Consider the following 10,936-nt stretch of genomic DNA (forward strand, 5'->3'; position numbering starts at 1 on the left):
ATGTTATTAGAATCTACTTTACTTTTTTACCACCTAACCAGGTTTGATTCACTTTTAGATTGGGAATTAAATCTTCTTCAACAGTCATAATATCTTCATCCATTAAAATAAAATCTGCAAACTTACCCACTTCAATACTTCCTTTTTCAGCTTCTTCAAAATTAGAAAATGCAGCCCAAACGGTCATTCCACGTAAAGTTTCTTCACGAGTTAAGGCATCTTTCATTTGAAAACCGTTTTCTGGAAATTGCTTTAAATCTTTACGGGCAACCGCTGCGTAAAATGTATAAAACGGACTCACCTGCTCTACCGGAAAATCGGTTCCCAGAGCGATAACACCAGATTCTTGGAGTAATCGCTTATATGCATAAGCACCTTTCATACGACGTTCTCCTAAGCGATCTTTTGCCCAGTACATATCACTAGTAGCGTGTGTAGGTTGTACAGAAGGTAAAATGTTATCGTCAAAATAATCAAAGTCTTCCTGTGAAATAATTTGCGCGTGTTCTATCTTCCAACGCTTATCTGACTGACCTTTTAAAGCTTCGGTATATGCATTAAGAATAACAGTATTTGCAGAATCACCTATAGCATGCGTATTCATTTGAAAGTTTGTCTTAGCCAGTTTTTGAGCCAGTTTATACATACTATCAACAGGAGTAACTAAAGCGCCATAATGCCCGTCACGATCTGCGTAAGGTGCTCTCAAAGCTGCGCCACGAGAACCTAAAGCCCCATCACCATACACTTTTACAGAACGCACATTCATTTTATCGGTTTTTAGAATACCGCGTTTTAGAAAATAGTCAACGTCTGCAGGTGTATTGCTTATCATCGCATACATACGCATATCTAAGCCTCCCGCTTGTTGTAAGCTATCTATAAGCAGAATGGTATTGCGATCTAAGCCGGCATCATTTACGGTTGTAAGACCATAATCAAAACAGTATTGTTGCGCATCTTGCAACGCCTTTACTTTTTGATCGCGGGTCATTTGCGGCATAATAGCCGTAATCAGATCCATAGGATTATCAATGAGTATCCCGGTAAGTTCCTTACCGTCGCGCATAATCTCACCACCTTCAGTCTGTGTTGTTACATCTATTTGCGCCAGGTCTAAAGCTTTCTGATTTACTAACAAAGCGTGACCGTCTATACGTTGTAACGCAACCGGTGTATCAGGAAAAAGTGAATCTAATTTTTTCTTATTCGGAAACTCTTTTTGTTCCCAGTCGTTTTGATCCCAACCTCTTCCGTAGATAAATTCTGAAGGATTTTCTTTTTGAAAAGCAACAACTCGTGCCACCACCTCATCAAAACTTGTAGTACCTACTAGATCTACATTCTGCAGCGATTGACCAAATCTATAAAAATGGCAATGGGCATCTATTAGACCCGGAAGAATGGTTTTTCCCTGAGCATCAAGAACCTCTTTTGCAGAGTATTTTGCCTGCAAAGAATCTGATAATCCTATTGCTACAAACTTCCCATCTCGCACAGCAAAAGCTTGTGCTTTTGAAAACTGAGCATCTACTGTATAAATATTTGCATTAATTACGAGAAGATCTACACTCTCTTTTTCAGTTTTTTTATCCTGGCAACCTACCACTACAAAGAGACTTAAGAGTCCCAACAAAGCAAAACGCATATTTATTTTTTTTTTACGAAAGTACAAATTAAGCATGTATCTCCTAAAACAAAAAACTCCCGAAATTCGGGAGTTTTTAAAGATTTTATTTTACTAAAAATTACCAGTCAAAACGGTAAGTCGCCCCTGCCATCCCCTGTAATCCCTGTACCGGGTAATTAATATAACGCTGGTAATTGTTACCTAACGCATTGTTTACGCGTGCAAAGAACGAAAGTTGATCATTAAAGCGGTATCCTACGTGTGCATTTGCATCAAAGAAACTTTCTAAAGTGACTTTAATAGGATTTGAACTAATCGCTGTAGTGCGCACATCTGTCTGATCAAAACGCTCACCTACGTAGAATAGGGTAACTCCTGCAAACCAGTTTTTGTCGATCTGGTAGTCTGCAAAGAAAGAAGCTTTAAAGTCTGGCAAATTCCATGCTTCTTCTTCTAACTCTGTTTCATAACTAAATAACTCTCCGTTAACACGCATTTTTAAATTGCTGTTTACGTCAAAGTTTAATTCTCCAAAAAGGGAAAGCGTACGCAAATCATCATTTACTACTCCAAAGGAGTTTCCAAATTGATAGCCCGCTGCACCTACTGCATCTGCACTACCTACTGTTCTGGCATTATTTCTAAACAATAAACGATTGTCTTGAGACAAGTAACTTGCACGCAAATTATAACTCATTGCACTGCTTAACTTCCCTTTTATACCTGCATACAAATCAAATTTCTGATCTGTAGGAGCTATTGAATCTAGTGTTGGCGATACAAACGGATTTTCTGAAGCTAGCTCCTGATAACTGTTTTGTTTTAAATCACCTTCTAAACCTCCATAAATAATAAAATACTCATCTACCAGACGGTAAGATGCACGTACACTAGGATATACTTTAAGATCTGTTTTAGAAGCATCAGGATTAAAATCTGCAGCTACATTCACCCCTAAATCAAGTGTTAAGTCTTCTTTTAAAATTTGAATACTTGGGTTTCCGCTTACAATTAAATGGGTATAATCTGATTGTGGGTTGCTAGAATCTTCATTCTCAAAACTACCGTTTACGTAATCAAGTTTAAGGTCTAAGCTTAATTTTTGCTTAGCAATAGGCACCATAAATTCTGGTGCAACTACTGCACGTATTTCGCTAGATTTAAATGAGTCTCCAAAATAACCTACGCTTGCTGTTGCTGCTTCAAAGAATCCTTCATTAAATTCTATAGCACCACTTAAGCCGGCATTATAAAAGCTGTGTGTAGGATCTATATTTTGAACAATTGATTGCGTTTGTGCCACAAGCGGATCTAAACCGTACCAATTGTATAATTTGTGCCCCAGGTCTAAATCTGTACGCCAGTTGAAATTGTTATTACGCGAGCTGTAATTCAAATTTAAATCGGTATCATAAAACTTATCGTCGAGTACCACATCTTCAATACCACCTTGCGATGAATTGTGATTTAAATAAATACCGAAATTAGAATTACGGTCTATTTCAAAATTGGTGTACAATTCTGCCAAAGCACTGGTGTAGGTACCAAAACCTAACGTCACATAATTATCATACAACTTTACAGGCTTAGCCTTTTTTACCGCTGCCGCTTTACCTTTTGCAGGTGCAAAAGTAGAGGCTACCGGTACGCTAAAGATCCCGTAAGTTACTTTCTTCTTAGCCGTATTCACCGAATCGTTTAAAGCCGGAGTCGCTTTTACTTTAAACGCATCACCTATTTCAGGAGTATAAGGCTTAACTACATTTACAACTTCAGTTCCTAAATTATCTTTATCCTGTGCCTGTGCAAAACTTGCTGCTGCTAGTATAAAGCTTAAAGTGAAAATTGATTTTATATTTTTAATCATTGTTTGATTGTTCTAATTAAGTTGATTCAACAGATTTTTAATATTGCTGAAGTTTAATTTTCTCCTAAAGATGAATTGGTTTTAGACTCTGCTGCTTTGATGCGCTTTAGTTCTTGTTTCGCCTCTGCAACTACTTCAGGATAATCTGTAAAGTTTGTAATTACACTGTCTAAAATGTAAGTCGCCTGATATGCATCACCTAACTCGTAAAAGTTTTTAGACATTAACACCAGACCTTTTGCACCATACTCTTTGTAGCCGCTGTAATCTTTAGCCAGTTTTTGAACCTGTACATTAGAGCCCTTGAAGTCTGCTTTTTTGTTTTTAAAGAATGCATCGTAATACAAGGCTTCTGCAGCTAATTCTCCTGTTGCTATTTTTAAAACCTGAGCATAAGCCTCTGCCGCTCGACTCTCATTGTTCGTTTTCATCGCACTACGTGCAATAATTACCTGGGCATCACTTTTTACTTTATTATCAATTTTAGCATTTGCTAAAACCTTCTCTGCATAAGAAACAGATTGCACGTAGTCTTTAAGTTCGTAATACGACTTCATCAAGTTGCTCTGTGCAAAAATGGTATTCTGTGGTATATCAGACTCATTCTCTAAACGCTGAAGCACAGGCACCGCAGCGGCGTAGTTACGCTCACTCAAATAAACCTGCCCTAAACGTGCTAACGCCTGCTCTGTAAACTCACTACGCTCTTTATCAATCACATACTTGTAATGCGGGATTGTTTTCGCAAACTCCTCTTTACCAAAGTACAACTGCCCCAGGTAAAAATGTGCTTCCATAGCACGTTGTCCGTTAGGATACTCTCTTAGATATTTTTCAAAATTCTGAATAGCAACAGGATTGTTACTGTTTACAAATTGTTTTTCCGCGGAAGAAAAAGCAGCATCATCTAATTCTGAATCTTCTACAGAAATATAATCAAGGCCATTTGCCCAACGACCGTATTCTTCTACTTGCCCGTTGTCTATGTAAATCAACTTTGCAGAAGCAACTGCCTGAACCCCTTCTGGAGTTCCCGGAAAATCCTGAGCTACTTTTTTAAACAGTGCTAAAGCCTGCGGACTGCGACCGGTATTATCGTAAATAAGTGCTTTTTTAAGCTGCGCTTTTGCAGCAAACTTACTTTTTGGTATTTCACGTACCAGACGATCATAGGCTTCAATACCTTTATCATTATTTCCCGTAGCTACGTAGGTATTACCTAATTCATATAAAGCATCATCACGGTAGCTCGATTTTGGAAACTGAGCCGTAAAACTGTTCAACGCCTCAATCTTTTGAGGGTTACGATCTACAAAACCATAACTAATTGCTTTTTGAAAAGTTGCATAATCGCGATCACCTCCTGGCATCTCTATTGCCGAATTGTAAGCTTCCATAGCCGGCCAGTATTTACTGCTTATAAAGTAGCTATCTCCCAGACGCATAAACGCATCTACTTTACGCACATTGTCTGAAGCGCCAGACTTCGTATAGCTTTCAAAATACTTTATCGCCTGATCATAGTTTTTCTTTTTGAAGTATGCATAACCTAAGTTGTAACCCAGGTCCTTATATTCTGGCAACGTACTCGCCGCATTGCTTTGCTCAAACTGCTTAAACGTTAGTAGTGCATCGTCTATGTTATTAAGCGTGTACTCACTTTCTGCCTTCCAGTATAATGCGCGTGCTGTAAAATTAGCAGTACGCGGGTCTTTAAGTGACTTTTCAAAATTTGCAATAGCTTCACTGTAGTTTCCGTCATTGTACAATTCGATTCCTCGGTAGAATGCTACTTTCTGGTAGGCTTCTTTATCTTGAAAATTTCTATTATTTTCAATCAGCGCCATAGCCCCTTCATAATTTTTAGAAGTAATGTAAGAATCAATCAACAGCGATTCTAAAGTTTGACGTTCTGGTGTATTTGGGTAAGCTTCTAAGTAATTCCCTATTGCCTGTGGTGCCGGCTCATAAGCATTACCTATCTCATAACTTAACTTAGCATAGTTTAAACCACTGTCTTCCTTAATTTTTGGCACAAAATCCATTTGATAGGCATTACGAAACGCATTAAGCGCTTCTTGCTTACGGTTTGTTTGTAAATAGGCATCGGCAAGGTGATAATATGCATTTTGAGCTACACTATCTTTACCATCTACAATTTTATTAAACTCACCTATAGCACTTTCAAAATCACCTTGTTTAAAATACGCGTAACCTAACTGGTAGTAGTCTGTATTTGACCAGCGACCGCGTTTTCCTTTATATTCTTTTAAATAGGGAAGAGCTTCTGAAAAATTACCCAGATTAAAATAACTCTCTCCTATTATTTTATTTAATTCTGAAGCATCTAAGCGAGTTGCGCTAGGCAATTGCTCTTTAGCTAATTGTATAGCTTCCTCAAAATTTCCTTTTTTAAAGTTTAAATCGGCTTTAAAATAACTCAGATCTTCTCGAACGCCTTCTTCTGCTTCTACTTCTTCAAATAGCTGACTTGCTTCTTCATAATCATCGTTTTCATAAGCCATAAACCCTTCGTAGTACTTGGCTTGCGGTCCGTATTTTTCTGAGTTGCGTACGCGTCTAAAGTATTCTTTAGCCTCTTCAGGACTGTTTGTTTTTAAATGAACATAGCCCATATTAAAGTTAAAACGCTCCAGTTCTAAATAACTCAAGCGGTCTAAATCTACCTGCTCATACCAGCGTTTTGATGCTGCGTACTTACCGTTTTCAAAATAATATTCTGCTACATCGTAGTACGCCGCATTTCGTTTTGTGCTTGTGGGGTAGGTTTCTACAAACTTTTCCATAGAAGCATCTGCACCACTCTGATTGAGTCGTACTGCAGCATTAGCGATATAATACGCACAATCTCCTTCTATCGTAGGGTCTGTAGTTTCCTGCTTAATTTCTCCAAAAAGAGCCTGAGCAGCCAGATATTGTTTACTGTTGTATAAGGTAAGTGCCTTATTGTATTTTGCAAGCTCATTTGTAAAAGCCTCAGACTGCTGTGCAGTAACTGCGGGCAACGTAACCAGCGTTATTAGTGCCAGAAGTACATATTTCTTCATCATAAAAATGGTTGTGTTTAAATTCAATTAGTAGCGATTCTTCAGCGTTAGCTAAACTAAATGACTACTACCAGTAACGCTACAAAACTAGGATAATTATATCTAGAGTACAGTTCTTCAAAAGAACTTTAAACGCTTATTTTAAACGAGTTTTCAACAAGGCTTTGACGTGCGGGGCCTGCAATCAAATCAAATAGTTATTGTACTTTTGATTTCGGTTTTAAAAATGGCGGCATATAAGTCTTATGATCAATGTCTCTTTAAAAACTGAATTAAATCAGCCAACGAGTAACGGCAGATTTTTAGCAGTTAATCACCACACTGTGTGGGTTTTATTTATTTTGTTTTATGTCAACACCGGTTCTGCAACTTAAAAATGCATCTATTTTTCAGCGTGAAAGTCTTATTCTTTCAGATATAAGTCTTTCAATAAATAAAGGTGAGTTTGTGTATCTCATAGGTAAAACAGGAAGTGGTAAGAGTAGTTTTATGAAAACGCTTTATGGTGATTTGCCTTTGCAACAAGGTGAAGGCACTATAGTAGATTTTGATTTAGTTACCTTAAAAGAGAAGCAAATTCCTTTTTTACGCCGAAAACTTGGCGTTGTCTTTCAGGATTTTAAATTACTAAATGATCGTACCGTAAAAGAAAACCTAAAGTTTATTTTAAAAGCAACCGGCTGGAAAATTCAGGCAGATATGGATACTAAGATTGATGAAGTCTTAGATAAAGTAGGTATGAAAACTAAAGGTTTTAAATACCCCTACCAGCTATCTGGTGGTGAGCAACAACGTGTAGCAATTGCCCGTGCTTTGCTCAACGACCCTGAGCTTATTTTAGCAGATGAGCCTACCGGAAATCTTGACCCGCAAACTTCTGTTGAAGTTATGGGCGTATTACAGGAAATCAACAAAAATGGCAATACCATTTTAATGGCTACTCACGATTATGCATTGCTTTTAAAATACCCTTCAAAAACCCTTAAATGCGACGGAAATAAAATCTTCGAAGTCGTACAAAAGACCATTTAAGTTTAACTTGTAGGTATGTTATCTATTCTCATACCGGTTTTTAATACTGATGTTTCAGAATTGGTTTTCAGCATTCGTAATATGGCTAAAACCTTAAATCTCGTATACGAAATACGGGTGGCAGATGATGCATCTACAGATTTTCAGACACGCTCTAAAAATCAGTTTTTAATAGGTCTTCAACATTGTACCCATACGCAGTTTGAGATCAATAGAGGTAGAACCGCTACCAGTCAATTTCTTGCAGAAGAGGCGCGTTATAACTGGCTTCTTTTTTTAGATGCAGATGTAATGCCGGTTAACTCATATTTTCTTGAAAAAATACTTTCAAACCTTCAGAACGCTCAGGTTATTTTTGGGGGTATCGCATATGCTGAAAAAATCCCTGAGAAGAATCAAATGCTGCGATGGGTTTATGGTAAAAACCGCGAAAGCCGGTTAAAAAACGAACGTGAATTAAATCCCTATAAATCTATCACCGCAGCGGGATTAGCAATTACTAAAAATCTTTATCTGGATTTAAAGATTCCTCTCACTAATTTGTATGGGTTAGACATTTACCTAACCTACCAATTAAAAAAACTTAAGGCAGTTGTTTTGCATCTTGAAAACCCGGTGATGCATTTAGGACTTGAAGATTCTGAATCATATCTTCAAAAAACCTATGAAGGTTTGCAAACTTTAGTCTATTTGCAGCGTCACGATCTTATTGCAGAAGATTACAGACCCTTACAGCAAATCGCACTCAAAATGCAAAAAACAGGTGTTGCTAACGGCTATATAAAATTGTTCCATCGCATTCAAAAGCAGGTGGTAAAAAACTTACTTTCTACAAAACCCTCGTTAAAACTCTTTGATGCCTATCGGTTGTATTATTTTCTTAAAATCACGAAAGAAGATGCCTAAAATCACTGTCGTCATACCGCTATATAACAAGGCAAATTTCATTAAAGAAACCTTACAATCTGTGTATGCTCAAAACTTTACAGATTATGAAGTAGTGGTTATTAATGACGGGAGTACCGATGGAAGTGAGCATCACGTATTAAGTCTTAAAAATGAAAAAACAAAACTTATAAATCAGCCTAATAACGGGCTTTCGAATGCCAGAAATACCGGAATAGGCCACGCTTCGGGTAGAGTAATTTGTCTTCTTGATGCAGATGATGTATGGCTTCCCAATCATCTTCAAAAGATTGCCAATCTCGTTGATTCCTATCCTGAAGCTCAGCTTTACGGCACTGCTTATAGTGAATTATTGCCTAACGGATTACTCATAAAACCAAAAACAAACACAAGCTTTAAAAAAACTACTCTTCTCATTGAAAATTATTTTAAAACAAGTGCACAACAGCCGTTTATTACTCCCAGCAGCTTCGGTTTTAAAAAAGAAATCATACAGCATATAGGCGGCTTTGATCCAACAATAACCTATGCTGAGGATACCGATTTTTTTATACGTGCAAACCTAAACTACAAATTGGCTTTTGACACTACTACTAGTTGTCACTATAGATACGAAAGTGAAAATCAAATTACGCGTAGTAAATTGAGTTTTAGAAAACAACCAGATTATGCTAAGTATCTTTTAGAAAACGCGCATAATGAGTCTTTAAAAAAGTTTATTAATCTTAATTATTATTACATCTGTAATTATTATAAGGCAGAAGGAGCCACAGAAGCCTTTACAGAAATGAGGAAAAATGTGGATACCGACTTATTAAATAGTAAGCAACGATTTTTATTAAACGCACCTACCGCAATACTTAACGGCCTACACTATTTTAAACAGAAAATGCTTTTAAAAGGAAAGCGACTTACGACTTTTTAAAAGCGACAAAATCATCATAGTCTCGTATATAATCGTCTTCTTCAAAAGCTTCTTCTGCTGCAACCAGGCAAATACCAGCACTTGAAAAATTATCAAGCTCACGCCAATATCCATTAGGGATCAGCAAACCTTCATTAGGTTTATTCAACGTAAAAACTTCTTCACCTAAGCCCGTTTTTATAAGCACATCAAAACTTCCTGATAGCGCAATTAGAAATTCACTCTGTTTACGGTGTGCATGGCCGCCACGCGAAGCGCCACTAGGCACATCATATAAATAATAAACCCTTTTAAATTTAAAAGGGAGCGAATCTTGTTCTATTACCGAAAGATTTCCTCGTTGATCCTCTATCTTAGGTAATGCTATGCGTCTGGGAATATTCATAAATGCGTTCCAAATAATTTTGCCAGTCTGTACTAATTACTGAAGTGTCAAATTTACGAATACTAGCTCGGGCAGCAGCCTTAAATTTAAGTCTAAGTTCGGTGTTTAAGGCTAATTCATTCATGGCCTTAGTTAAGCCTTTAAAATCTTGATACGGTACGAGAACGCCGTTACTGCCATCTAAAATTTCAGCGGGACCGGTAGGACAGTTGGTCGCAATTACAGGAGTTTGACACGCCAGACTTTCAAGAATAACTCTGGGAAATCCCTCGTAGTTACTGCACAAAACCGAAAAAAGCGCATTGGCTACATAATTTTCAGGATGTTTTACAAAGCCTTTAAAATGCACACGATGTTGTAAATGTTTCCTTGCCACCAGTGCTTTTAAAGTTTCAAGCATTTCGCCCTGTCCGAGAATCAACAGATCTATATTATGTTTGGGCAATATACTTTCTGCATACGCTTCGATTAATTTGTCAAATTGCTTAACACCCCGTTCTAATCTTCCAGAAGCAATAATATATGTATTTTGAATACCTTCTGGCAAATCATAATAATCTGCGTAAGATGCTAACGAAATAGAATTAGGTATAACTTCAATATGTTGAAGCTTGTAGCATTTTCCTAGCTCTAATCTTGTTGAATGACTGAGTACATTTATAAAGCTATTCTTAAAAAACCATTTGTTGAGCGTTTTATTTTTTGGAAAGTAATACGCTACGTGAGAACTGCGTACCATATAAACCGGAAGACTCGTTTTGTAAAGAAACTTTCTAATTACAATTTCCTTTATAATTGAGTTGCGCATTCTAAAATCAAGCACCACCTGAATCTGATGCTGTTTCAGGTAGTTTTTAAAATAGAGGAACCTTTTTAATTTATTAAAGGGATCATTACCGGTATTCTTCAATAATCCAAGATTAAGCAACTTCCCCTTATAGGCATACCCTACTGCATCTGTAATTGTGCAAAGATGCACCTCATAGCCTAAATCTGTAAGTTCTATTGAGAGTAACGCCGCAGATCGCTCTGCACCGCCTCCAGCCAGTGACTCGGTTAGAATACCTATATTTTTAAGCTTTGATTTCAGAGAATGTGTATCTTTTCAAGCTAAAGTAACGCA

At 37.2% G+C, this 10,936-nt stretch carries 8 protein-coding genes; 3 read left to right on the forward strand and 5 right to left on the reverse strand.

Going from position 1 to position 10,936, the window contains the following annotated elements; genetic code table 11:
- Positions 1–13 precede the first annotated feature (13 nt).
- From ACIGAM_RS15605 to ACIGAM_RS15615, 3 genes are all read right to left on the reverse strand, one after another.
- Positions 14–1,648, reverse strand: a complete 1,635-nt coding sequence (locus ACIGAM_RS15605) for an amidohydrolase (protein WP_396512402.1) — start codon at positions 1,646–1,648, stop codon at positions 14–16.
- Positions 1,649–1,748: 100 nt separating this feature from the next.
- Entirely contained in the window at positions 1,749–3,497 is a 1,749-nt protein-coding gene (locus tag ACIGAM_RS15610; protein WP_396512403.1) for a TonB-dependent receptor, read from the reverse strand.
- 53 nt (positions 3,498–3,550) lie between these two features.
- A complete protein-coding gene (locus ACIGAM_RS15615) occupies positions 3,551–6,568 on the reverse strand; it encodes a tetratricopeptide repeat protein (RefSeq protein ID WP_396512404.1) in 3,018 nt (1,005 codons plus the stop codon).
- A gap of 345 nt (positions 6,569–6,913) precedes the next feature.
- Between ACIGAM_RS15615 and ACIGAM_RS15620 the strand changes: the two genes are divergently transcribed.
- From ACIGAM_RS15620 to ACIGAM_RS15630, 3 genes are read left to right on the forward strand one after another with little or no spacing between them, the layout of a single operon-like run.
- Positions 6,914–7,597, forward strand: coding sequence for a cell division ATP-binding protein FtsE (locus ACIGAM_RS15620; RefSeq protein WP_396512405.1), 684 nt, complete (start codon positions 6,914–6,916; stop codon positions 7,595–7,597).
- A 15-nt stretch (positions 7,598–7,612) separates the two neighbouring features.
- Positions 7,613–8,503: a glycosyltransferase gene (locus tag ACIGAM_RS15625; RefSeq protein WP_396512406.1), complete on the forward strand. Its 891-nt coding sequence runs from the start codon at positions 7,613–7,615 to the stop codon at positions 8,501–8,503.
- Complete coding sequence (locus ACIGAM_RS15630) at positions 8,496–9,428, forward strand: glycosyltransferase family 2 protein (RefSeq protein ID WP_396512407.1); 933 nt, start codon at positions 8,496–8,498, stop codon at positions 9,426–9,428. Before ACIGAM_RS15625 ends, ACIGAM_RS15630 begins: the two co-directional genes overlap by 8 nt.
- Here the strand turns inward: ACIGAM_RS15630 and ACIGAM_RS15635 are convergent.
- Entirely contained in the window at positions 9,415–9,813 is a 399-nt protein-coding gene (locus tag ACIGAM_RS15635) for a sugar 3,4-ketoisomerase (RefSeq protein ID WP_396512408.1), read from the reverse strand. The genes ACIGAM_RS15630 and ACIGAM_RS15635 overlap by 14 nt on opposite strands.
- Positions 9,782–10,903, reverse strand: a complete 1,122-nt coding sequence (locus tag ACIGAM_RS15640; RefSeq protein WP_396512436.1) for a glycosyltransferase — start codon at positions 10,901–10,903, stop codon at positions 9,782–9,784. Before ACIGAM_RS15640 ends, ACIGAM_RS15635 begins: the two co-directional genes overlap by 32 nt.
- Between the last annotated feature and the right edge of the window lie 33 nt (positions 10,904–10,936).

The organism is Leeuwenhoekiella sp. NPDC079379, assembly GCF_044542075.1.
In the GTDB taxonomy this organism is placed as follows: domain Bacteria; phylum Bacteroidota; class Bacteroidia; order Flavobacteriales; family Flavobacteriaceae; genus Leeuwenhoekiella.